Raw genomic sequence first — 21,566 nt, 5'->3', positions numbered from 1 at the left:
TCTATCGGCGGCGGGCCCCCGGGCTTGGGCGGCACCTGGCCGAATGAGCGGTCAGCGCTGCAGACGCTGCCGCCGGGCCTCCCGCTTCTCCTCGAACCGGGCGGCCTGGGCCTCCAGCTCGTCCATGTGAGCGGCGAGCTCCTCGCGGGCCTTCTCCCCGTCCCCGTCCAGGTCGGTACGCCCGAAGACGTCCCACTGGCGCAGCACGGGCTGCAGCACCTCGTCGCGGTGCTGGCGCAGGTCGTAGATCCCGGCCAGCGCGATCGACAGCGCCTTGCGGCCGAAGCCCTCGATGTTGGCGCCGGGCATCTCGAAGGCGGCGACCACGTCGGTGACGGCGCGCATCGCGTGGTTGGGGTCGAGGTCGAACGCCGCCGCCAGCAGGTTCCGGTAGAAGACCATGTGCAGGTTCTCGTCGGCGGCCACCCGCGCCAGCAGCTGCTCGGCCATCGGGTCGCCCGTGGCCTTGCCGGTGTTGCGGTGCGAGATGCGGGTCGCGAGCTCCTGGAAGGCGACGTACGCGATCGAGTGCAGGATCTCGTCGGGGTGGCCGTTGGAGTAACCGGCCTCCATGTGCGTCATGCGGGCCCGCTCCAGCTCGACCGGGTCGACGGCCCGGGTCACCGTCAGGTAGTCGCGCAGCGCGATCCCGTGCCGGCCCTCCTCGGCGGTCCAGCGGTGCACCCACGTGCCCCAGGCCCCGTCGCGGCCGAAGAGCGTCGCGATCTCGTGGTGGTACGAGGGCAGGTTGTCCTCGGTGAGCAGGTTGACGATCAGCGCCGTACGCGCGACATCGGGCAGCTGCGAGTCGGTCGGCCGGTAGGGCTCGCCGCCCAGCAGGCCGTCGAACGTGCGGCCCTCGCTCCACGGCACGTACTCGTGGGGGAACCACTCCTTGGCCAGCGACAGATGCCGGTCGAGGTTGGTCGCCACGACGGGCTCCAGTTCGAGGAGCAACGAGGTCTGGTCCAGCGGCATGACGATCACTCCCTACGGCGCCGTAACTTACGGCACCGTAGGTAAGTGTATGCGCTGCCGCCTGCGCGGCGTCCCGGCGTCCCGCAGGATGAGGCGACGGGACGCCGGGCGCCGCGCTAGCCGGCGATGACCGGGTGCAGGTCTTCGGCGGGCGGCTGCCAGGTGGTGGAGTCGGCCTCGACCTGGTCGCCGGAGCGGATGTCCTTCACGGTGTCGGGCTCGCCAGGGAACCACACGTAGGGAATCCCGCGGCGGTCCGCGTACTGGATCTGCTTGCCGAACTTCGCCGCCGAGGGCGCGACCTCGGTCGGGATCCCCCGGCGGCGGAGGGCGGCGGCGATGCGTACGCAGGACGGCCGTTGATCTTCGTTGGGCAGGGCGACCAGCACGCAGGTCGGCACCGACCGCGACACGCTCAGGGCGTTCTGCCCGAAGAGCACGCCGAGCATCCGGGACACGCCGATCGAGTAGCCGACGCCGGGGAACCGCTCGTTGCCGGCCGAGGCCAGGTTGTCGTAGCGGCCGCCCGAGCTGATCGAGCCGAACCGCTCGTAGCCCTGCAACTGCGTCTCGTAGACGGTGCCGGTGTAGTAGTCGAGCCCGCGCGCGATCTTCAGCTCGGCCACGACCAGGCCGGGCGCGTTCTCGCGGGCCGTCTCGACCACCTGCAGCAGCTCGTTCAGGCCCTCGTCGAGCAGCGGGTCGTTCACCCCGAGCTTGCGGACGGCGTCCACGAAGGAACCGTCGTCAGCCGAGATGGCAGCCAGTTCGAGGCACGCCTCGGCCTGGGCCCGGGTCGCGCCGGCGGTCTCGATCAGCGCCTCGGCCACGCGGGCCGGGCCGATCTTGTCGAGCTTGTCGACCGTACGCAGAACCTGCGCCGTGTCCGCGAGGCCGAGCCCCCGATAGAAGCCCTCGCACACCTTGCGGTTGTTGACCTGGATGCGGATGCGCGGGATCGGCAGGCCGCCGAGCGCGTCCCCGATCACCAGCGGCATCTCGGTGTCGTAGTGGAAGGGCAGCTCGCCGCGGTTGACCACGTCGATGTCGGCCTGCAGGAACTCGCGGTAGCGGCCCTCCTGCGGGCGCTCGCCGCGCCACACCTTCTGAATCTGGTAGCGCCGGAACGGGAACTGCAGTTTGCCCGCGTTCTCGACGACGAATCGGGCGAACGGCACGGTCAGGTCGAAGTGCAGGCCGAGCTGGTCGTCGTCCTTGGCGTTCTCGTCGGCCTGCAGGCGGCGCAGCAGGTAGACCTCCTTGGACGTCTCCCCCTTGCTCACCAGGGTCTCGAGCGGCTCGACGGAACGGGTCTCGAGCGGGGAGAAGCCGTACAGCTCGAAGGTGGAGCGGATCCGGTCGAGGACCCGCTGCTCGATCATGCGCTGCGGCGGCATCCATTCGGGAAAGCCGGAAATGGGCATTGCTCTTCAGTCTCCTCAGAAGACGCTCAAAGTCCGCGGCCGGGCGCTGCGACGAGTTCCCGCAGGTACGGGTTCGTCGCGCGCTCGCGGCCGATGGTGGTGGCCGGTCCATGGCCGGGCAGGACGACGGTGTCGTCGGCCAGCGGGAGGATCTTGTCCCGCAGGCTGGTCATCATCGTCGGCGTGCTGCCGCCCGGCAGGTCGGTGCGTCCGATCGAGCCGGCGAAGAGAACATCCCCGGAGAGGCAGACTTGGTCCGCGTCGAAGGAGGAGCCCGCGCCGGGCAGCCGGAACAGCACCGACCCGCCGGTATGGCCGGGCGCATGGTCGACGGTCACCTCGAGGCCGGCCAGCACCATCGTCTCGCCGTCGGTGAGCAGGGCGACGTCGTCGGGCTCCGAATAGGTCAGCCGGCCCCCGAAGAGCTGGTCGAGACCCATGCCGAGACCCTTGGCCGGGTCGGCCAGCATCTCGGTGTCGGCCGGGTGCACGTACGCCGGGATGCCGCGCGCGCCGCAGACCGGGGCGACCGAGAAGCTGTGGTCGAGGTGGCCGTGCGTCAGCAGCACCGCGGCCGGGAAGAGCCGGTGCTCGGCGATCACCTCGTCGAGCCGGTCGAGCACGCCGATGCCGGGGTCGACGATCAGGCACTGCTCGCCCGGAGCGGTGGCCACCACATAGCAATTGGTGCCGAAGGCCTGGGCCTCGAAGCCGGTGACGAGCACGCCGGGCCCTCCTCACGCAGACAGGTACGAATCGTAACGATCCTAGTCGGGCGGGCGCACACCACTTTCTCAGGAGGTACCCGTACACTCTTGCGGGCGTGTGACACGGTCGTTCGAGAGGACAGCGTTCGGTGGCATCCAGCAGGGACCGGCAGCGCAAGCTGGCGCGGGCGAAGCTCGATCGGCAGATGGTGCGACGGGCCGCGAAACAGAATCGCCGACGGCGAATGCTCGCGGGCATCGGTTCCGGGGTGGCGGTCCTGCTCATCGTGGCCGGCGTCGCGTGGATCGGCGGCGCGTTCGACTCCGACGAGACAACCGAGGCGGCCGACCAGGACATCTGTCTCTGGACCCCGCAGAACGCGTCCACGAACTCGAACCTGAAGGACGTGGGCACGCCACCGACCAAGGACATCCCGACGCTCGGCACCCAGACGATGACGATCACCACCAATCAGGGTGAGCCGGTCGTCGTGGGCCTCGACAGCGAGTTCTCGCCGTGCGGCACGGCCGACATCACGTACCTGGCGAGCAAGAAGTTCTACGACAACACCGACTGCCACGAGATCACGGCGTACGGGGCGGTGCGCTGCGGCGACCCGTCCGGCACGGGTCTCGGCGGCCCGACGTACAGCGTCTACAACGAGAACGTGCCGACCACCCCTGAGCCGAGCGCGTCGGCCGCTCCCGGTTCGAGCACGCCGCTCTACCCGAAGGGCACCGTCGCCCTGATCGGCAACCCGCCGGGCACCAACGGCAGTCAGTTCCTGATCTTCACCAAGGACTACTCCCCCGCTACGCCGGAGTTCTCGATCGTCGGCAAGGTGACGGGCGGGCAGGCGACGGTGGACAAGCTGGCCAAGATCCCCACGACGGCCAACGCCACCGGCGACAAGGTCAAGCCGACCAAGAAGATCACCATCAAGACCCTGACCGTCGGCGACGCCCCGGCGTCCGTAGCCCCTTCGGCCAGCACCCAGTCCTGAGCCCCAGGCCGACATATCAGCAGCAGGAGGAACACCGTGTCGTCGATCAAGGACCGGCAACGCGCGGCGGCGAGGGCCCGTCTCGAGAAGGAGATGGCCGAGCGTTCCGCGGCCGCCCGCAAGCGCCGGCAGCGGCAGGCCATCATCGGCTCGGCGATCGCGGTCGTGCTGATCGCGGGCGCCGCCGTGTGGATCGTCACCTCGATCGGCGGTGACGACAACAAGGCCGACTCCCCCACCGCGGCCGGTAACGTCCCGGCCGGCCAGGTCGCCTGCACCTGGACGCCCGACGCGGGCGGCGGCGGCAAGGTCAAGGACGTCGGCACCCCGCCGGCGACCGCGCCCAACACCGGCAGCGACGTGCTGACCATGGACACCAACCTGGGCGTCATCAAGGCGACCGTCGACAAGTCCAAGGTGCCCTGCACCGCGGCCAGCTTCGAGTTCCTCGCGAGCAAGAAGTTCTGGGACAACTCGAAGTGCCACCGTCTGGTCAACGAGGCGACCTTCAAGGTGCTCCAGTGCGGCGACCCGTTCGCCTCGGGCAAGGGCTGGCGCGAGACCGACGGCCAGGGCGGCCCGAGCTACACCATGGCCGAAGAGAACCTGCCGACCGACACCAAGAAGCCGTACCCGGCGGGCTCGATCGCGATGGCCAACACCGGCCAGCCCGGCAGCACCGGCAGCCAGTTCTTCATCTGCTCGGAAGACACTCAGCTCCCGGCGAACTACACACTCCTCGGCACGATCACCGAGGGCCTGGACATCGTCAAGGGCGTGGTCAAGGCCGGCGACGACGGCGCGTTCGCGCAGTCCGCGGGAGGTGGCCACCCGAAGAAAGAGGTGACCATCAAGTCGCTGACGATGGCCGCCGCCTGATCGGTTCATGAGAAAGGGCCCCCGCTTCGGCGGGGGCCCTTTTCTCGTTGCTCGATTCGCTACGCGCCGGACGTGACGCGGTAGGCGTCGAAGACGCCGTCGACCTTGCGCACGGCGGCCACCAGGTGGCCCAGATGCTTCGGGTCGGCCATCTCGAACGTGAACCGGCTGACGGCCACGCGGTCCCGGGTCGTGGTGACCGTCGCCGAGAGGATGTTGACCCGCTCCTCCGAGAGCACCCGGGTGACGTCGGCCAGCAGCTTGTGCCGGTCGAGCGCCTCGACCTGGATGGCCACCAGGAAGGTGGACGCGCTGGTCGGCTTCCAGGTCACCTCGACGACGCGTTCCTGCTGGTCGCGCAGGTCTTCGGCGTTGGCGCAGTCTTCCCGGTGGACGCTGACGCCGCCCGAGCGGGTGACGAAGCCGAACACCGCGTCGCCCGGCACCGGGGTGCAGCAGCGGGCCAGCTTGACCCATACGTCGCTGACACCCTTGACCACGACGCCGGGATCCTGCGCGGTGCTGCGGTTGCGCGGCGGGCGGGTCGCGACGGCGGTCTCGGCGATGTCCTCGACCGCGCCCTCCTCGCCGCCGAAGCCGGCGACCAGCTTCTGCACGACCGACTGGGCCGACACCGTGCTCTCGCCGATCGCCGCGTAGAGCGAGGCGACGTCGGCCAGGTGCAGATCGCGGGCGATCGTCGTGAGGTTCTCGTTCGTCAGCATGCGCTGCAGGGGCAGGCCCTGCTTGCGCATCGCCTTGACGATGGCCTCCTTGCCGTCCTCGATCGCCTCCTCGCGGCGCTCCTTGTTGAAGTACTGCCGGATCTTCGTCCGCGCCCGCGGGCTCTTGACGAAGCCGAGCCAGTCCTGCGTGGGGCCGGCGTTGGCCGACTTCGAGGTGAAGATCTCGATGACGTCGCCGTTGGACAGCGTCGACTCGAGCGGCACCAGCTTGCCGTTGACCCGGGCGCCGATGCACTTGTGCCCGACCTCGGTGTGCACGGCGTAGGCGAAGTCGACCGGGGTCGACCCCGTCGGCAGCGGGATCACGTCGCCCTTGGGCGTGAAGACGTACACCTCTTGACTCGACAGGTCGAAGCGCAACGCGTCGAGGAACTCGGACGGGTCGCTCGCCTCGCGCTGCCAGTCGAGCAGCTGACGCAGCCAGGTCATCTCGTCGATGTGGGCCGGCGGGCCGACGATCGTCGCGCCCTTCTGCTCCTTGTACTTCCAGTGGGCGGCGATGCCGAACTCGGCCGTGCGGTGCATCGCGAACGTGCGGATCTGCATCTCGACCGGCTTGCCGGTCGGGCCGATGACCGTCGTGTGCAACGACTGGTACATGTTGAACTTCGGCATCGCGATGTAGTCCTTGAACCGGCCCGGCACGGGCTGCCAGTTCGCGTGGATGACGCCCAGCGCGGCGTAGCAGTCGCGGACCGTGTCGACCAGGATGCGCACGCCGACCAGGTCGTAGATGTCGTTGAAGTCGCGGCCCCGCACGATCATCTTTTGATAGATCGAGTAGAGGTGCTTGGGGCGGCCGGTGGTCTCGGCCTTGATCTTCGCGGACTTGAGGTCGAGGCTGACCCGGTTGGTCACCTGGCGCAGCAGCGCCTCACGCTGCGGCTGGTGCTCGCCGATGAGCCGGTTGATCTCTTCGAACCGCTTGGGGAACAGGGTGCCGAAGGCGAGATCCTCGAGCTCCCACTTGATCGTGTTCATGCCGAGGCGGTGGGCCAGCGGGGCCAGGATCTCGAGCGTCTCCTTGGCCTTCTGCTCCTGTTTCGGGCGGGGCAGGAAGGTCAGGGTGCGCATGTTGTGCAGCCGGTCGGCCAGCTTGATGACCAGCACCCGCGGGTCCTTCGCCATCGCCACGACCATCTTGCGGATGGTCTCGGCCTTGGCCGCGTCGCCCAGCTTGACCCGGTCGAGCTTGGTGACGCCGTCGACCAGCAGCGCGACCTCGCCGCCGAAGTCGCTGCGCATCTGCTCGAGCGAGTAGTCGGTGTCCTCGATCGTGTCGTGCAGCAGGGCCGCGACCAGGGTGGTCGTGTCCATGCCGAGGTTGGCCAGGATCGTCGCCACGGCCAGCGGGTGGGTGATGTAGGGGTCGCCGGACTTGCGGTACTGGCCCGAGTGCCAGCGGGCGGCCACGTCGAAGGCGCGCTGCAGCATGCGGCCGTCGGCCTTGGGGTGGCTGGCCCGGTGGGTGGCGATCAGGGGTTCGAGAACCTCGCTGACCTGGGTGCTCTGCCAGGGCGCGTTGAAGCGCGCCAGCCGGGCCCGCACGCGGCGGCCGGTGGGCGCGCCGGCCAGGGTGCCGAAGCCCGCGGCCGGCGCCTCGGCCGGAGGCATCGGCTGAGTCGCGTCGGAGTCGGGTACCTCGACCGGCCTCGGCTCGTCAGGGGGCACCGGAGCGCCCGCACCGTTTTGTGAGTCCTCGGTCGGCTGCACCGTGCCCTCCGCCGGAGGGACGACGTCGCTGGACACCGGCCTCCTCACACCATCGCTCGGGACCCGGCCGGTCGTCGCCGGCCGGAGAAGTCCACCAATGCCAGGGTTGGTCACCTGGTTAGGAACGCCATCCTACCCGCACAGTCTTCCCCGATGGCGCGGCCGAACCTCCGAAAGAGCTGTCCGGAGAGCGGCAAAGCTCCATCAAACGGTCAACAGGGCGTGGACAGTGCGCGGTTTCAAGCGCCCGCGGCCCTTCAGGAAGGCCAGCTCCATCAGCACGGTGAAGCCCACGACCGTGCCGCCGGCCCGCTCGACCAGTTCGAGAGCCGCGCCGGCCGTGCCCCCGGTGGCGAGCACGTCGTCGACCACCAGGACGCGCTGTCCGGCGATGAACGCGTCCTCGTGCACCTCGAGGGTGGCCTCGCCGTATTCCAGCTCGTACGAGGCCGCCAGGGCCTGGCGCGGCAGCTTGCCCGCCTTGCGCACCGGCACGACGCCAACCCCCGTCGCGTAAGCGATGGCCGCCGCCACCACGAAGCCGCGCGCCTCGACGCCGGCCACGACGTCGAACGAGTCGGCGCCGTAGTGGGCGATGATCCCGTCGATCACCTCGTGGAAGGCCCGCCCGTCGGCGAACAGCGGCATCAGGTCCTTGAAGGCGATGCCCGGCTTGGGGAAGTCGGGCACGTCGATCGTGCTGCCGGCGACCACTGCGGCCAGATCGGGGCCGCTGTCTCCGGTGGCGCGGGTCTTCTCATCGGTCACGTGCGACAGCCTAACGAACGACGCAGGGGCAGCCGGATCACCGGCTGCCCCTGCGTCGTCGTGGTGCGTCAGCGACGCTTGCTGCCCCCGGCGGGGCGGTTGCCGGCGCCGCCGGGCCGTCCGCCGCGGTTGGTGTTGCGCTTGGCCGTCGGGCGGCTGCCCGGCCGCGGCGCGGCCGAGGCCAGCGCCGGAGCCGTCTCGTCCGAGCCGGCGACGTTGGCGTCGCGGCCGGTGCGCTCGCCGCGCGGGGCGACGTCGCCCGAGCGGGCGCCGGCCCGCCGGGCCAGCACGCGGGCGGTGTGCGCCTTGATCCTCGGCTCGCGCTCCTTCAGCACAGCGAGCATCGGCGCCGCGAAGAGGATCGAGCAGATGACACCGAGGCCCATGCCGACGAACAGCACCAGGCCCAGGTCCTTCAGCGTGCCCGCGCCGAGCAGGCCGGCGCCGATGAAGAGCAGGCCGCCGACCGGCAGCAGCGCCACCAGACTGGTGTTGATCGACCGCATCAGAGTCTGGTTGACGGCCAGGTTGGTCGCCTCGCTGTAGGTGCGCACGCTGCTCGCCGTGATGCCGCGCGTGTTCTCCTGCACCTTGTCGAAGACCACTACGACGTCGTACAACGAGTAGCCGAGGATCGTGAGGAAGCCGATCACCGTGGACGGCGTGACCTCGAATCCGACGACGGAGTAGATGCCCGCGGTCAGAATCAGGTCGAGCACGAGCGAGGAGACCGCCGCGACCGCCATCCGCCACTCGAACCGGACGATCAGATAGATCATCACCAGGACGAGGAAGACGAGGAGGCCCACCAGCGCCTGCCTCGTCACCTGGCCACCCCAGGCCGCTGACACCTGGTCGTCGCTCACGTCCTCAGGCGCGACGCCGAGATCCTGCACCAGGGCCGTCTTGGCCTGCTCGGCCTGCTGAGCGCTGAGCGCCGACGCCCTGACGTTGTAGCTGGCGCCCTCGCCGGTACCGACGCGCTGCGCGGCGCCGACCTCGGCGCCCGGGTCCACCGACTGGATCGCCCGCTCCACCGCGTCGGACACCTCGGCCTGAGAGAGCTCCTTGCCTCCCACACTGGCCGGGACGCTGAACGACGTGCCACCCGCGAACTCGATACCGAGGTGGAACTTGTTGATCGCGAAGCTGCCGATCGACAGCAGGACGAGCACCGCCGCAATCGAGAACCACAGCTTGCGCCGGCCGATGACGTTGATGTTCGCCTCGCCCGTGTAGAGCCGGGTGGCGAAACCCTGACGGGCCATGTCAGGCCTCCTTGACATCGGTCGGAACTTGCCGGAGGACACGACCGAGGCCGCTCACCCGCGGCGACAGGAAGGCCTTGGTCCGTGCGAACATCGTCATGATCGGGTGCCGGAAGAGGAACACGACGACCAGGTCGAGGACGGTTGCCACGCCCAGCGCGAAGGCGAAGCCCTGCACCGCGCCGACCGAGACGATGTACAGCACCACGGCGGCCATGATCGTGATGGTGTTCGCCGAGATGATGGTGCGCCGGGCCCGAACCCAGGCTCGAGGCACCGCGCTCCGCGGACTTCGACCCTCGTGGATCTCGTCTTTGAGACGTTCGAAATAGATCACGAACGAGTCCGCCGCGACACCCAGCGACACGATGAAGCCCGCGATACCCGCCAAGGTCAGGGTGAAGCCCACGGTACGACCGAGGAACACCAGCGCGCCGAACGTCAGCAGACCGGACAGGATGAGGCTCAGGATGATGACGGTACCGAGCAGGCGGTAGTAGAAGAACGAGTAGATCGCCACCAGCACCATGCCGATGCCCGCGGCGAGCAGACCGGCTTTGAGCTGCTGGATGCCCAGGGTCGCCGACACGGTCTGGGCCGGGCCCGAGGTGAAGGTGACCGGCAGCGCGCCGAAGTTGAGCTGGTCGGCCAGCTGACGCGACGAGGCCGAGTTGAACTGGCCGGTGATCTGCGACGTGCCGGTCAGCACGCCCTGGATCTGCGGCGCCGAGATGACGTTCTTGTCGAGCACCACGGCGACGGCACAGTGGTCGACCTGGCCGTACAGCGACTGGGCGGCGACGAAGCAGGGGTCGGTCTGGGTGGCCTCGAACGCCTGCCGGGTCAGCGCGGCCCACTTGGCCGAGCCGGCGCTGGTGAAGTCGAGCGAGACGACCCACTGGCCGGTCTGCTGGTCGAGCTGCGGGCTCGCCTTGGAGATGTCCTCACCGACGACCGGCGCCTTGTCGAGCAGGACCTTGCCGCCCTGGTAGCAGGCGACGGCCTGGGAGTTGACGGCGTCGATGGCGCCGTTCGGCCGGTCCTCGAGCTGCTGGCAGCTGACCGTCGGCACGTTGAACTGCATCTGCGGGGTCAGCACGTTGACCTCTTCGCCGGTCAGCTTGGCGAAGTTCGCGAACGGCAGGCCGGCCTTGGGGTCGGCCTGCAGGTCGACCGGAGCGGTCAGCTTCTCGGCCGCGGACCACGCCGCGGCGCCGACCTTCTTCTCGACAGCTTCGCGCTGCTGCTGCGTGTCGGCGCTCACCGGCGCGTCCCCGGTCGCGCTGGGCGACGGCGCGGGGGCGCTCGGCGTGGCGCTGGGGGCGGGCGCGCCGCCACCCTGGCCACCGGAGGACGGGCTGTCCCCGACCTGCGGCGCGTTGGCGCCGCCGCTCGCGGGCGCGTTGGCCGGGGCACTCGCCGGGGCGCTGCCCGGCGCGGAGGCGGGGGCGCTCGGCTGCGCCGACGGCGGGTTCAGCGCGACCGCGGCGGCGTCACCCGTCGCGCCGATGACCATGCGGAAACGCATCTGCGCGGCCTGCGACAGGTCCTTGAGCTGGTCGTCGGCCTTCCCGGCGAGCGAGACCACGATGTTGCGGTCGCCCTGGATGACCACCTCGGCCTCGGAGACGCCGAGGGCGTTCACCCGCTCCTCGATGATGTCGCGGGCCTGCTCCATGTTCGCCTTCGGCGGCACCTGGCCGCCCTCGACCGACGCAATGTAGGTGGCCTGCGTGCCACCCACCAGGTCGAGGCCGAGCTTGGGCTGCAGACGGTCGGTGAAGGAGCCACTCGCCCCGCCCGCGAAGAAGACGAGCAGGTAAAGGACAACGAAGAGCGCGCCGAGCACGGCAAGCTGCCGTCCGGGATGCATCTGTCCCTGTGGTGGTCGTGCCACGGCTTTCGATCTCCCTGTGTTTACGGCGTCTTGGTGTGGTTGAGGCGGTCGTGGAGTCTAACGTCCGCTTCGCGCTCTCGGCTGCGGCCTCGCGCGGGCCCGACGAACCGGCCCGGCAGCTTGACGCCGCGCGGGCCGGCCCGAGGGGTACTACGTCTGAGTTGTCAGTCTTTCTTACGCGTGTCGGTGACCGGGTTGACGATCGGCTCCTCCACGGCGGGTTCGGCGATCTCTTCCTCGGCCGGAACCTCGGCCGCGGCGGCCGTCTGGCTCACGACGCGGGCGATGGCCGGGCGCGCGAAGTCGACGTGCACGCCCTCGGCGATCTCCAGCGTGACGACGTCGTCGGCAACGGCGACGACGGTGCCGTGCAGGCCACCGATGGTGACGATGCGGTCACCGGGGCCGAGCGCGTTCTGCATCTGCGCGGCCTCGCGACGACGCTTCTGCTGCGGCCGGATCATCAAGAAATACATCACGGCGAAGAGCAGAACGATGAGGAGCAGCGGCGTGAAGCTGCCACCCCCGGATGCCTCGGCTGCGTATGGCACGAAAAAAGCCTTCCGTTGGCCACCGGTGACGCGGAACACCACGCACCGGGGCGATAAACACATCCCGGTTGAACGGCGGCGAGTCTAATCGGTCAACCTGGGAGTTCCGAATGCGGCACACATCACGTTCGCATTACGAGGGATTTCACGCATCGCGCGCGAACAGATCTCCTTGCATCGTGCCCGAGGGCGGCGTCTTTCCCAGATGGGCCCAGCCCGCCTCGGTCGCAACCCGGCCCCTCGGCGTACGGGCCAGCAACCCGGCCCGTACGAGGAAGGGCTCGCACACCTCCTCGACGGTGTCGGACTGCTCCCCCACGGCCACTGCCAGCGTGGACAGACCGACCGGCCCGCCCCGGAACGACTCGATCAGCGCCCGCAGCACGGCCCGGTCGAGCCGGTCGAGCCCCAGGGCGTCCACGTCGTACACCTTGAGGGCGGCCCGCGCCGTAGCCTCGGTCACCACCCCGTCCGCGCGCACCTCGGCGTAGTCGCGAACCCGCCGCAGCAGGCGGTTCGCGATACGCGGCGTCCCCCGCGACCGCCCCGCGATCTCGGCCGCGCCGTCGTCGGTGATCGGCACCCCGAGAATGCGGGCCGACCGGTGCAGCAACGAGTCGAGGTCGGCCGCCGAATAGAAGTCGAGATGGGCCACGAAGCCGAACCGGTCGCGCATCGGCCCCGACAGCAACCCGGCCCGCGTGGTCGCCCCGACCAGCGTGAACGGCTCCACATCGAGCGGAATGGCAGTGGCCCCCGGCCCCTTGCCCACCACGACGTCGACCCGGAAGTCCTCCATCGCGCTGTACAGCAGCTCCTCGGCCGGCTTGGCGATCCGGTGGATCTCGTCGATGAACAGCACGTCCCCCGGCGCGAGCCCGGTCAGGATCGCCGCCAGGTCGCCCGACCGCTCGATGACCGGCCCACTCGTGGTCCGGATCCCCGTCCCCAACTCCGCCGCCACGATGTTGGCCAGCGTCGTCTTCCCGAGGCCAGGAGGCCCCGAGAGCAGGATGTGGTCGGGTGGGGTGCCGCGGCCCATCGCGCCCTTGAGCAGGAGGTCGAGCTGGTCGCGGACGCGGTGCTGGGCGATGAACTCGGCCAGGCGGCGAGGGCGGACGCTCGCCTCGGCGTCGAGCTCGTCGTCGCCGGCGGTGGCGGAGACCAGGTCGTCGCTCATCGGGCCTTGCCCAGCAGGCGGATCGCCTGGCGGAGAAGGACGGGAACCGGGGGGACCTCGCCTTCGATGGATTCGGCGACGGCGACCACAGCCTGGTCGGCCTGGGCGGCGGACCAGCCCAGCGCGAGCACGCCCTGACGTACCTGCTCCTGCCAGGCGCCGTTGAGCACGCCGGCCGAGCCGCCGTCGCCGATCGGCAGCGGGCCGATCCGGTCGCGCAGCTCGAGCACGAGGCGTTCCGCGCCCTTCTTGCCGATGCCGGGCACGCGGGTCAGGGTGGCCAGGTCGCCGCCGGCGATGGCGCGGCGCACCGTCTCGGGCTGGTGCACGGCCAGCACCGCCTGGGCCAGCCGGGGGCCCACGCCGCTGGCCGTCTGAAGCAGCTCGAAGAGGTGCTTCTCTTCGTCGTCGGCGAAGCCGTAGAGGGTCAGCGAGTCTTCCCGGACGACCATGCTGGTGGCCAGCCGAGCCTCGGCCCCCGGCTTCAGCCCCGCGAGAGTGCCCGGCGCGCACTGCACCTGCAGGCCGACGCCGCCGACCTCGATGACGGCGCTGTCCGGCGCGATCGCCGCCACCACCCCGCGCACGCTTGCGATCATCGGCGGACTCTCCCCTGGTGAGCTTTGCGGGCGGCGGCGAGGGCCGCGGCCTGGATCCGGGCGCGGGTGCCGCCGCGCCAGATGTGGCAGATGGCGAGGGCGAGGGCGTCGGCGGCGTCGGCCGGCTTGGGCGGCGCGTCGAGCTGGAGGAGCCGGGTGACCATCGCCGTGACCTGTGCCTTGCCGGCCGTACCGGAACCGGTGACGGCCGCCTTGACCTCGCTCGGCGTGTACGTCTGCACGGGCAGTCCGGCCCGCGCGCCGGCCAGCACGGCGACCGCGCTGGCCTGGGCGGTGCCCATCACCGTACGGACGTTGTGCTGGGCGAACACCCGCTCGACGGCCACGCTCTCGGGCTGGTGCTCGGCGACCAGCGCGGCCAGCGCCCGGTCGAGTTGCAGCAGGCGGTGCGCGATGTCGTCGTCGGACTCGGTGCGTACGACGTGATAGGCGATCATCGTGCCGGGCCGCCCCGGCACGCCCTCGACGACACCGACTCCGCACCGGGTGAGACCCGGGTCGATGCCGAGCACGCGCACCAAGACCTCCCCTGACTCACGTACGTGTGTTCGACACCCTAATACGCTGCCCTCTTGCGCCCGGCAGCGACACGCCTCGACGATGGAGGCCGGGGGTGTGACCCATGTATCTCGTGCCACCCATGGACGACGAGCCGCCACCGGCGTACGTCGACTTCGTCTCGTGCCACCTCGATGACCTGCGCCGTGAGACGAGCCGGCTGGTCGGCGGCGACCCCGAGGCCGAGCACCTCTACATGGACGTGCTGGCCGACGTGGCGTCCCACTGGCGGCGCCTGTCGTGGCGTCGCCGCCTGCTGGGCCGGCCCCACGCCGCGTACGAATATCTGCGCCACCGCCTGGAGGTGCGCACGAAGCAGTGGCGCGACGACCAGATCTACGAGGTCGACGTGCGGGTGCTGCACCGCCCGGCGTACGCCCCCGCCCTGTACCGCCGCGGCGGCAGCATCGCCCTGCTCAAGGCCGCGGTGCTGCCCGACACGCACCGATCCGGCCGGGTGAGCGCCGCCGCCGACGCGGGCATCGCCTGGTGTCAGGCCTACCGGCGCCAGCAGTGGCACGCCGTGGGACGCCGCATAGCCTTCGGCATCCTCCTCATAGCCATCTTGATCCAGACCATGTCCAAGATCGCGGTCGACTACTGAGAATCACTTCATCCATCGACTGTCGACATTGCCTTCTCGGTCGGTGGCCCGTGGCGCAGACGATACTGCTTCAATTCCGGCACGAAGCGGGCGACCGTTTCGAAGTCGCTGTCCTCGTGAAGCACCGTCAGTCTCAGCCGGATCGCGATCGCCACGATCACCAGATCCGCCCCCGACAAACTTTGATGGGCACCGTAGGACGCCAACTCACGCCGGATGACCGCGACCGAGTCCCACCTCCGAGACTGGTAGTCGACCGACCAGTTGTCACGAGTCAGTATCAGGATATTCGCGTTCCAGCTCGGACAGGAGGACATTGCGTTCGCGGCCGTAGATGGGCTCGCCGCCGGCCAGCAGGAGGCGGTGGACGAAGACGAAGGCGTCGTCGTCGGCGCGGTCGGGGGCCTGGTCGACGATCCAGTACTCGGGGATGCCGTGCTCGGCGTACCAGGCCGCCTTATCGGTGTATTCGCCGTTCGCCGCGCCCTCGGAGACGACCTCGACGACGAGGTTGAACGACGACGCCGGCAGATGCGAATAGGTGGCCAGGCCGAGTGGCAGCCGGCTGGCCACGCCCAGGTCGGGCACGCGGCAGTCGCGGGGGCGGTCACCGCGTACGCCGGGATCCTGGAAGACGTTGAGGCCGGCCTTGTGCAACATGACCAGCACCCGGCCCGCCATGACCTTGTGCCAGAAGCTGGAGGGCGCCGCGATGACCAGATTGCCGTCGCGCAGCTCGTAGCGGTAGTGCCGCGGCAGGGCGGCGAGGTCGTCGAGTTCGAGATCCTCGATGGGCGGAAGGAAGAGGCCGGTCATGGGCGGGTCGCACCTCCACGCCGAGATGGCTCTGTCCCGCCACCTTACTGGTCACGCGACCAGTCGTCAGGCCTCAGCTTTCGCGCGGAACTCCGCCTCGAGCTCTGACAACCGCACCGAGCGCTCGCGGACATACGACGGCTCGCCGCCGCCGAGCGTCAAACGATGAAGGTGAACCAGCGCGTCGCCGTGGGAGCGCTGAGGATCCCGGTCGACGATCCAGTATTCCGGGATACCTCGCTCGGCGTACCACCGCGCCTTTTCGGTGTACTCGCCGTTCAGAGAGTTCTCCGAGACGATCTCGATAACCAGACCGAACGCGGACCCGGGCAGGTTCGAGTAGTCAGCCAGCTCGGGCGGCAGACTGATGACCACCCCGAGGTCGGGAAGGCGCAGATCACGCGGCCGGTCGCCACGGATCCCCGCGTCCTGGAGAACCATGTGACCGGCCGCATGCAGCATGATCAACAAGCGTTGCGCCATCACTTTGTGCCAGTAGGTCGATGGCGTCATGATGACGAGGTTTCCCTCGTGCAGTTCGTAACGGTGTTCCTTGGGCAAGGAGGCGAGGTCGTCAACGTCGAGGTCCTCGATCGGCGGCAGATTGATGCCGGTCATAACGGCAAGCACCCCCTCACCCTACTGGTCTTGCGACCAGGTGTCACGCGTCAATAGCGGCCAGCACGTCGTCGCTGATGTCGGCGTTCGTGTAGACCTCTTGGACATCGTCGCAGTCGTCGAGCGCGTCGACCAGCTTGAGGACCTTGCGCGCGGCCTCCTCGTCGACCTCGACGTTCATCGTCGGCAGGAGCGACGAGTCGGCCGAGTCGTACTCGATGTTGGCCTCTTGCAGCGCCGTGCGCACGGCGACCAGGTCGGTCGGCTCGCTGACGATCTCGAACGACTCGCCGAGGTTGTTGATCTCTTCGGCGCCGGCGTCGAGGACGGCCATCATCAGGTCGTCCTCGCTGATGCCCTCGGCCGGGACGATGATGACGCCCTTGCGGTTGAACAGGTACGAAACCGAGCCGGCGTCGGCGAACGTGCCGCCGTTGCGGGTCAGCGCCGTGCGGACCTCGGTGGCGGCGCGGTTGCGGTTGTCGGTGAGGCACTCGATCAGCAGAGCGACGCCGTTCGGGCCGTAGCCCTCATACATGATCGTCTGCCAGTCGGCGCCGCCGGCCTCGAGACCGGAGCCGCGCTTGACCGCGTTGTCGATGTTGTTGTTGGGGACGGAGCTCTTCTTCGCCTTCTGGATGGCGTCGTACAGCGTCGGGTTGCCCGCCGGGTCACCGCCGCCGGTGCGGGCCGCGACCTCGATGTTCTTGATGAGCTTGGCGAACATCTTGCCGCGCTTGGCGTCGATGACGGCCTTCTTGTGCTTGGTCGTCGCCCACTTGGAGTGGCCGGACATGCGAGAACCTCCGTTGTGTCAGGCGGCCTGGCGGACCATCTCGACGAAGTACCGGTGGACGCGGAGGTCGCCGGTGAGCTCCGGGTGGAAAGCCGTGGCGAGCAGGTTCCCCTGCCGAACGGCCACAATCCTACCGGCGGCCTGCCCGTCGCTGACGCGGCCCAACACCCGTACGTCGTCGCCGACCTCTTCGACCCATGGCGCGCGGATGAAGACAGCGTGAAAATCGCCGCCGGCGATGTCGTCGATCGCGACGTCACCCTCGAACGAGTCGACCTGCCGGCCGAACGCGTTGCGCCGCACGGTCATCTCGATGCCCTGGAAGCTCTCCTGATCGGGACGCCCGTCGAGCACCGTGGTGGCCAGCATGATCATGCCCGCGCAGGAGCCGTAAACCGGCATCCCGTCGGCGATCCGCTTGCGGATCGGGTCGAGCAGGCCGAACGAGACGGCCAGCTTGCTGATCGTGGTCGACTCGCCGCCGGGGATGACCAGGGCTTCGACGTCGGCGAGTTCCTCGGGACGGCGGATCGGCCGGGCCAGGACGTCGCTCTCGGCCAGCGCGGCGAGATGTTCGCGCACGTCGCCCTGCAGAGCCAGCACTCCGATGTTCACGGTGTCGAGCTTAGGCTGACCTCGTGTTCGCCTTGCGCAGGGTGCGCGACCACATCGACCGCAACAGCGCGGCGCCCCTCACACTGAGCGGCCTGGCCGCGCTGGGCGGCATGTCGAGGTTCCATCTGGTACGCGCGTTTCGCGCCGCCTACGGCGAGACCCCCATGCGGTACGTCTCCCGGCGGCGCATCGCCCGGGCGCAGGACCTGCTGCGGCACGCGAATCTGACCGTCACCGAGGTGTGCATGGCGGTCGGCTTCTCGTCGCTCGGCTCGTTCTCGTCCCGCTTCACCGAACTGGTCGGCGAGAGCCCCACGGCGTACCAGAAGCGCTGGGCCACCTCGGCGCCGCACATCCCCGGCTGCTGGCTCTTCATGCACGGAGTGATCGCAATTTCGGAGAAGCCCCCGGGCGCCGGGCCTCCTACGGTCGAGACATGATTCTCAACATCTCGCTGATGACCGTGTACTGCCTCGACCAGGACGCCACCCGCGACTTCTACGTCAAGCACCTCGGCTTCGAGCCCCGCGTGGACGCCCGGATGGGCCCGCTGCGCTGGGTGACGATCGTCCACCCCAACCAGCCCGAACTGGAGGTGACGCTGATGACGCCCGGCCCGCCGCTGTCGCCGGAGGCGGCCGCCTTCATCCGCGGGCAGCTGGAGTCGGGCCAGATGGGCGGTTTCGGCCTGCGCGTCGACGACTGCCACCGGACGTACGCCGAGCTGTCGGCGGCCGGCGTCGAGTTTCTGCAGGAGCCGTCCGACCGCCCCTACGGCATCGAGGCCGTCATGCGCGACAACACCGGCAACTGGCTGGTCCTCGTCGAGAAGAACTGATCAACGTCGAGTCGTAGCGCGGCGCTTTCCCGATCAACCGCCAGGAGGCCGATGGTGGATACGGACCGCTGCTCCGGCCAAGGGCATGCTTTCGGCTGTCAACTGCCAGGTCAAAGGCTGGCTGTCGTAGCGGGGTGGGGGTCCGGACCGCTGCTCCCGCCGAGGGCGCGGGCGGGCCGAGCTGGGCGCTGGCGCGCCCAGAGCGCTCGGCCCGCCCGCGCGACGTGAGTGAGCGGTTGCGCTCAAAAGCCATAAACCGCCTGCCGGTGGTCGGCACCCGGTGGCAACTACGTTCTTCGCCACGCACCGCCGTACCGGTGGTCCGCGCACGGTGAGCAACCGCGTCCAAAAGTCAAAGACCGCCCTGCCGACGGTGAGCGGGCACTGAGCGGCGCGCCCAAAAGCGACGAATCACCCCGAGCGGTTGGCGCACCAGGAGTTACACCAGGTTGTTCAGCGCCTTGAGGACGGCGATCGTACCGTCCTCCTGAGAGAGGATCGCGGCGATCTCTGCGGCCCGCTGCCGATATGCGGGCTCCGCTATTGCCTCATGGATCGCCGCGCCCAGGCGCGTGGCGGTCAGGCGGCGGAACGGGACCGCGGCCGGGGCGACTCCCAGCCGCACGAGGCGTTGTGACCAGAAGGGCTGGTCGACCATCACCGGCACCGGAACGGCGGGCACACCGGCGCGCAGGCCGGCGGCGGTGGTCCCGGCGCCCGCGTGATGGACGACGGCGGCCAACCGGGGGAACAGCCACTCGTGCGGCACCTCGGAGATCGTGAGCACGTCGTCGCCGGATGCGTCGAGGCCGGCCCAGCCCGCGCTCAGCACGATTCGGACGCCGGCGGCGCGCGCGGCGTCCCGGACCAGGGACGACAGCGCCCGGGCGTCCCGGGTGGGCATGCTGCCGAAGCCGACGTACACGGGAGGCGGGCCGGCTTCGAGGAAGGCGGCGAGTTCCGGCGGCGCTGTGAAGTCCGGCGAGAGGGCGGGCCACCAGTAGCCGGCTGTGGTGCACGACGATGGCCAGTCCGCAGGTGGCGGGACCACGTGCGGGCTGTAGCCGTAGCAGATGGGCCACCGGGCGGCGTCGAGGTCGCGCAGCCACTGGCGGTGCCCGATGGGCGGCAATCCGAGCTCTGCCCGCAGGGCGCGCACGCCGTTCTTGTAGGGCTGCTGCCCCCATTCGAGCACGGCCCGAGCGGCCGCGCGGTTGCCCCACGCGCCCAGCGAACGCGTTGTGACCGTGGACGGCGGGAATTCGCGCGTCGGCGTCATGGGCTGCAGGTAGGCGCCCAGGCTGGGCAGGCCAAGGCCCTCTGCCACGTGGCCGCCGATCCACCCGGCCGGGGTCAGCAGCAGCGCGTCGGCCCCGCGCGCGGCCTCGGCCATGGCCCGGCCCAGCGGCAACGCCTGCGCGCCCACCGACCGGTTGACCGCGAGGATGCCGGTCAGGGACCCGCTACCGGCCCTGGCCATCAGCTCCTCGCGGGTGTCGAGCGGCAGAGCGGCGAACCCGAGGCCGGCCCCGGCCACCATCGTCTCGAAGAACGCATGCGTGGCGATGGTGACCTGATGTCCCGCCTCCGAGAGCCGCACGCCCAGCCCCACGTAGGGCGCGACATCGCCCCGGCTGCCCACGGCCAGCGTCACGATCCGCATGGACAGATCCTGACGCAGGCCTCCTGTCGAAGCGCTGAGAGGCCACCGGAACAGCCAGCGCCCGACTCCGCAGCCGGCTTTGCCTGGTGGATCGAGGCGAGCGCAACCGCTCACTCACGTCGCGCGGGCGGGCCGAGCGCTCTGGGCGCGCCAGCGCCCAGCTCGGCCCGCCCGCGCCCTCGGCGGGAGCAGCGGTCCGGACCCCCACCCCGCTACGACAGCCGGCCTTTGACCTGGCAGTTGAAAGCCGACAGCATGCCCTCGGCGGCAGCGGTCCGTACCCATCCCGCTACGACAGTCAGCCCTTGACCTGGCAGTTGAAAGCCGGAAGGTGTCACTGATGCCCGTGCGCCGGCCGTACCGGCAAACCAGGCCACCTGGGGTTCGATTGGCCATCGGACGGCGACCTTCCCCTGCCTACGCTGCTCGTATGTCTGAGAACAAAGGCACCGCCCGGGTCAAGCGCGGCATGGCTGAGATGCTCAAGGGTGGCGTGATCATGGATGTCGTCACGCCGGAGCAGGCGAAGATCGCCGAGGACGCGGGGGCCGTGGCGGTCATGGCGCTGGAACGGGTGCCGGCCGACATTCGCGCGCAGGGTGGCGTGTCCCGCATGTCCGACCCCGACATGATCGACGGGATCATCAACGCCGTCTCGATTCCGGTCATGGCCAAGGCCCGCATCGGCCACTTCGTCGAGGCGCAGGTGTTGCAGTCGCTCGGTGTCGACTACATCGACGAGTCCGAGGTGCTGACGCCGGCCGACTACGCCCACCACATCGACAAGTGGAACTTCACGGTGCCGTTCGTCTGCGGCGCCACCAACCTGGGTGAGGCGCTGCGCCGGCTCACCGAGGGCGCCGCCATGATCCGGTCGAAGGGTGAGGCCGGCACGGGTGACGTGTCCAACGCGACGACCCACATGCGCAAGATCCGGGCCGAGATCCGCCGGCTGCAGACGCTGCCCGAGGACGAGCTCTTCGTCGCCGCCAAGGAGCTGCAGGCGCCCTACGAGCTGGTGAAAGAGGTGGCCGAGCTGGGCAAGCTGCCGGTCACGCTGTTCACGGCGGGCGGCATCGCGACCCCGGCCGACGCCGCGATGATGATGCAACTGGGCGCCGAGGGCGTGTTCGTCGGCTCCGGCATCTTCAAGTCGGGCAACCCGGCCCAGCGCGCCGCCGCGATCGTCAAGGCGACCACGTTCCACGACGACCCCGATGTGATCGCCAAGGTCTCCCGCGGCCTGGGTGAGGCCATGGTCGGCATCAACGTCGAAGAGGTGCCGGAGCCGCACCGGCTGGCCGAGCGCGGCTGGTAACAGCT

General features: G+C 69.7%; 23 protein-coding genes. 6 read left to right on the top strand and 17 right to left on the bottom strand.

Annotated elements, in window-relative coordinates:
* Positions 1-51: 51 nt before the first annotated feature.
* From LXN57_RS16010 to LXN57_RS16000, 3 genes are all read right to left on the bottom strand, one after another.
* Positions 52-978, bottom strand: a complete 927-nt coding sequence (locus LXN57_RS16010; RefSeq protein ID WP_251798954.1) for an acyl-ACP desaturase — start codon at positions 976-978, stop codon at positions 52-54.
* A gap of 116 nt (positions 979-1,094) precedes the next feature.
* Entirely contained in the window at positions 1,095-2,402 is a 1,308-nt protein-coding gene (gene hisS / locus LXN57_RS16005) for a histidine--tRNA ligase (protein WP_251798953.1), read from the bottom strand.
* A 26-nt stretch (positions 2,403-2,428) separates the two neighbouring features.
* Positions 2,429-3,127, bottom strand: coding sequence for an MBL fold metallo-hydrolase (locus LXN57_RS16000; protein ID WP_251798952.1), 699 nt, complete (start codon positions 3,125-3,127; stop codon positions 2,429-2,431).
* 131 nt (positions 3,128-3,258) lie between these two features.
* Between LXN57_RS16000 and LXN57_RS15995 the strand changes: the two genes are divergently transcribed.
* Positions 3,259-4,113 carry a peptidylprolyl isomerase gene (locus LXN57_RS15995; RefSeq protein ID WP_251798951.1) on the top strand — a complete coding sequence of 285 codons (855 nt, stop codon included), beginning with the start codon at positions 3,259-3,261 and terminating at the stop codon, positions 4,111-4,113.
* A gap of 36 nt (positions 4,114-4,149) precedes the next feature.
* Positions 4,150-4,992: a peptidylprolyl isomerase gene (locus tag LXN57_RS15990; protein WP_251798950.1), complete on the top strand. Its 843-nt coding sequence runs from the start codon at positions 4,150-4,152 to the stop codon at positions 4,990-4,992.
* Between the two features lie 59 nt (positions 4,993-5,051).
* On the opposite strand, the gene LXN57_RS15985 is transcribed toward LXN57_RS15990, so the two are convergent.
* The 8 genes from LXN57_RS15985 to ruvC form a co-directional block, all read right to left on the bottom strand.
* Positions 5,052-7,487, bottom strand: coding sequence for a RelA/SpoT family protein (locus LXN57_RS15985; RefSeq protein WP_251798949.1), 2,436 nt, complete (start codon positions 7,485-7,487; stop codon positions 5,052-5,054).
* Positions 7,488-7,655: 168 nt separating this feature from the next.
* Positions 7,656-8,219, bottom strand: a complete 564-nt coding sequence (locus LXN57_RS15980; protein ID WP_438872879.1) for an adenine phosphoribosyltransferase — start codon at positions 8,217-8,219, stop codon at positions 7,656-7,658.
* A gap of 68 nt (positions 8,220-8,287) precedes the next feature.
* Positions 8,288-9,487 (bottom strand): protein translocase subunit SecF, encoded by a 1,200-nt coding sequence (gene secF, locus LXN57_RS15975; protein ID WP_251798948.1) that lies wholly within the window; start codon positions 9,485-9,487, stop codon positions 8,288-8,290.
* A 1-nt stretch (position 9,488) separates the two neighbouring features.
* Complete coding sequence (gene secD / locus LXN57_RS15970; protein WP_251799009.1) at positions 9,489-11,360, bottom strand: protein translocase subunit SecD; 1,872 nt, start codon at positions 11,358-11,360, stop codon at positions 9,489-9,491.
* Between the two features lie 188 nt (positions 11,361-11,548).
* Complete coding sequence (gene yajC, locus LXN57_RS15965; RefSeq protein ID WP_438872878.1) at positions 11,549-11,977, bottom strand: preprotein translocase subunit YajC; 429 nt, start codon at positions 11,975-11,977, stop codon at positions 11,549-11,551.
* Between the two features lie 103 nt (positions 11,978-12,080).
* Positions 12,081-13,115 carry a Holliday junction branch migration DNA helicase RuvB gene (ruvB, locus tag LXN57_RS15960; RefSeq protein ID WP_251798947.1) on the bottom strand — a complete coding sequence of 345 codons (1,035 nt, stop codon included), beginning with the start codon at positions 13,113-13,115 and terminating at the stop codon, positions 12,081-12,083.
* Positions 13,112-13,714, bottom strand: coding sequence for a Holliday junction branch migration protein RuvA (ruvA, locus tag LXN57_RS15955; protein WP_251798946.1), 603 nt, complete (start codon positions 13,712-13,714; stop codon positions 13,112-13,114). Before ruvA ends, ruvB begins: the two co-directional genes overlap by 4 nt.
* Positions 13,711-14,253 (bottom strand): crossover junction endodeoxyribonuclease RuvC, encoded by a 543-nt coding sequence (gene ruvC, locus LXN57_RS15950; protein ID WP_251798945.1) that lies wholly within the window; start codon positions 14,251-14,253, stop codon positions 13,711-13,713. The genes ruvA and ruvC overlap by 4 nt, the downstream gene beginning before the upstream one ends.
* A gap of 104 nt (positions 14,254-14,357) precedes the next feature.
* On the opposite strand from ruvC, the gene LXN57_RS15945 reads away from it, so the two are divergent.
* Positions 14,358-14,897: a hypothetical protein gene (locus LXN57_RS15945; RefSeq protein WP_251798944.1), complete on the top strand. Its 540-nt coding sequence runs from the start codon at positions 14,358-14,360 to the stop codon at positions 14,895-14,897.
* An 8-nt stretch (positions 14,898-14,905) separates the two neighbouring features.
* Here the strand turns inward: LXN57_RS15945 and LXN57_RS15940 are convergent, their stop codons facing one another.
* The 5 genes from LXN57_RS15940 to pdxT all read right to left on the bottom strand — a co-directional run bounded on the left by LXN57_RS15940 (position 14,906) and on the right by pdxT (position 17,742).
* Entirely contained in the window at positions 14,906-15,058 is a 153-nt protein-coding gene (locus tag LXN57_RS15940; RefSeq protein WP_251798943.1) for a PIN domain-containing protein, read from the bottom strand.
* A 106-nt stretch (positions 15,059-15,164) separates the two neighbouring features.
* Positions 15,165-15,713 (bottom strand): Uma2 family endonuclease, encoded by a 549-nt coding sequence (locus tag LXN57_RS15935; protein ID WP_251798942.1) that lies wholly within the window; start codon positions 15,711-15,713, stop codon positions 15,165-15,167.
* Between the two features lie 66 nt (positions 15,714-15,779).
* Positions 15,780-16,331, bottom strand: a complete 552-nt coding sequence (locus tag LXN57_RS15930) for a Uma2 family endonuclease (protein WP_251798941.1) — start codon at positions 16,329-16,331, stop codon at positions 15,780-15,782.
* A gap of 43 nt (positions 16,332-16,374) precedes the next feature.
* Positions 16,375-17,127: a YebC/PmpR family DNA-binding transcriptional regulator gene (locus LXN57_RS15925; RefSeq protein ID WP_221377979.1), complete on the bottom strand. Its 753-nt coding sequence runs from the start codon at positions 17,125-17,127 to the stop codon at positions 16,375-16,377.
* Positions 17,128-17,145: 18 nt separating this feature from the next.
* Entirely contained in the window at positions 17,146-17,742 is a 597-nt protein-coding gene (gene pdxT, locus LXN57_RS15920) for a pyridoxal 5'-phosphate synthase glutaminase subunit PdxT (RefSeq protein ID WP_251798940.1), read from the bottom strand.
* A 23-nt stretch (positions 17,743-17,765) separates the two neighbouring features.
* On the opposite strand from pdxT, the gene LXN57_RS15915 reads away from it, so the two are divergent.
* The gene (locus tag LXN57_RS15915) at positions 17,766-18,182 is read left to right on the top strand and encodes a helix-turn-helix transcriptional regulator (protein ID WP_251798939.1); all 417 of its coding nucleotides are present in this window, start codon (positions 17,766-17,768) and stop codon (positions 18,180-18,182) included.
* Positions 18,179-18,580, top strand: coding sequence for a VOC family protein (locus tag LXN57_RS15910; RefSeq protein ID WP_251798938.1), 402 nt, complete (start codon positions 18,179-18,181; stop codon positions 18,578-18,580). The genes LXN57_RS15915 and LXN57_RS15910 overlap by 4 nt, the downstream gene beginning before the upstream one ends.
* 439 nt (positions 18,581-19,019) lie before the next feature.
* Here LXN57_RS15910 and LXN57_RS15905 read toward each other — a convergent pair whose 3' ends face one another.
* Positions 19,020-20,243: a glycosyltransferase gene (locus tag LXN57_RS15905; protein WP_251798937.1), complete on the bottom strand. Its 1,224-nt coding sequence runs from the start codon at positions 20,241-20,243 to the stop codon at positions 19,020-19,022.
* Between the two features lie 430 nt (positions 20,244-20,673).
* On the opposite strand from LXN57_RS15905, the gene pdxS reads away from it, so the two are divergent.
* Positions 20,674-21,561, top strand: a complete 888-nt coding sequence (gene pdxS / locus LXN57_RS15900; protein ID WP_251798936.1) for a pyridoxal 5'-phosphate synthase lyase subunit PdxS — start codon at positions 20,674-20,676, stop codon at positions 21,559-21,561.
* Positions 21,562-21,566: the final 5 nt, after the last annotated feature.

This window comes from Paractinoplanes hotanensis (assembly GCF_023717965.1).
GTDB classification, from domain to species: Bacteria; Actinomycetota; Actinomycetes; order Mycobacteriales; family Micromonosporaceae; genus Actinoplanes; species Actinoplanes polyasparticus.
This window is presented reverse-complemented; position numbering and strand designations above follow the sequence as displayed.

Coding starts and splice junctions, on each gene's coding strand:
- ruvA (WP_251798946.1), bottom strand. CDS start 13,714: ATGATCGCAAGCGTGCGCGGGGTGGTGGCGGCGATCGCGCCGGACAGC.
- hisS (WP_251798953.1), bottom strand. CDS start 2,402: ATGCCCATTTCCGGCTTTCCCGAATGGATGCCGCCGCAGCGCATGATC.
- ruvB (WP_251798947.1), bottom strand. CDS start 13,115: ATGAGCGACGACCTGGTCTCCGCCACCGCCGGCGACGACGAGCTCGAC.
- secD (WP_251799009.1), bottom strand. CDS start 11,360: ATGCATCCCGGACGGCAGCTTGCCGTGCTCGGCGCGCTCTTCGTTGTC.
- LXN57_RS15910 (WP_251798938.1), top strand. CDS start 18,179: ATGATTCTCAACATCTCGCTGATGACCGTGTACTGCCTCGACCAGGAC.
- secF (WP_251798948.1), bottom strand. CDS start 9,487: ATGGCCCGTCAGGGTTTCGCCACCCGGCTCTACACGGGCGAGGCGAAC.
- LXN57_RS15930 (WP_251798941.1), bottom strand. CDS start 16,331: ATGACCGGCATCAATCTGCCGCCGATCGAGGACCTCGACGTTGACGAC.
- LXN57_RS15925 (WP_221377979.1), bottom strand. CDS start 17,127: ATGTCCGGCCACTCCAAGTGGGCGACGACCAAGCACAAGAAGGCCGTC.
- LXN57_RS16010 (WP_251798954.1), bottom strand. CDS start 978: ATGCCGCTGGACCAGACCTCGTTGCTCCTCGAACTGGAGCCCGTCGTG.
- LXN57_RS15905 (WP_251798937.1), bottom strand. CDS start 20,243: ATGCGGATCGTGACGCTGGCCGTGGGCAGCCGGGGCGATGTCGCGCCC.
- LXN57_RS15935 (WP_251798942.1), bottom strand. CDS start 15,713: ATGACCGGCCTCTTCCTTCCGCCCATCGAGGATCTCGAACTCGACGAC.
- LXN57_RS15945 (WP_251798944.1), top strand. CDS start 14,358: ATGTATCTCGTGCCACCCATGGACGACGAGCCGCCACCGGCGTACGTC.
- pdxS (WP_251798936.1), top strand. CDS start 20,674: ATGTCTGAGAACAAAGGCACCGCCCGGGTCAAGCGCGGCATGGCTGAG.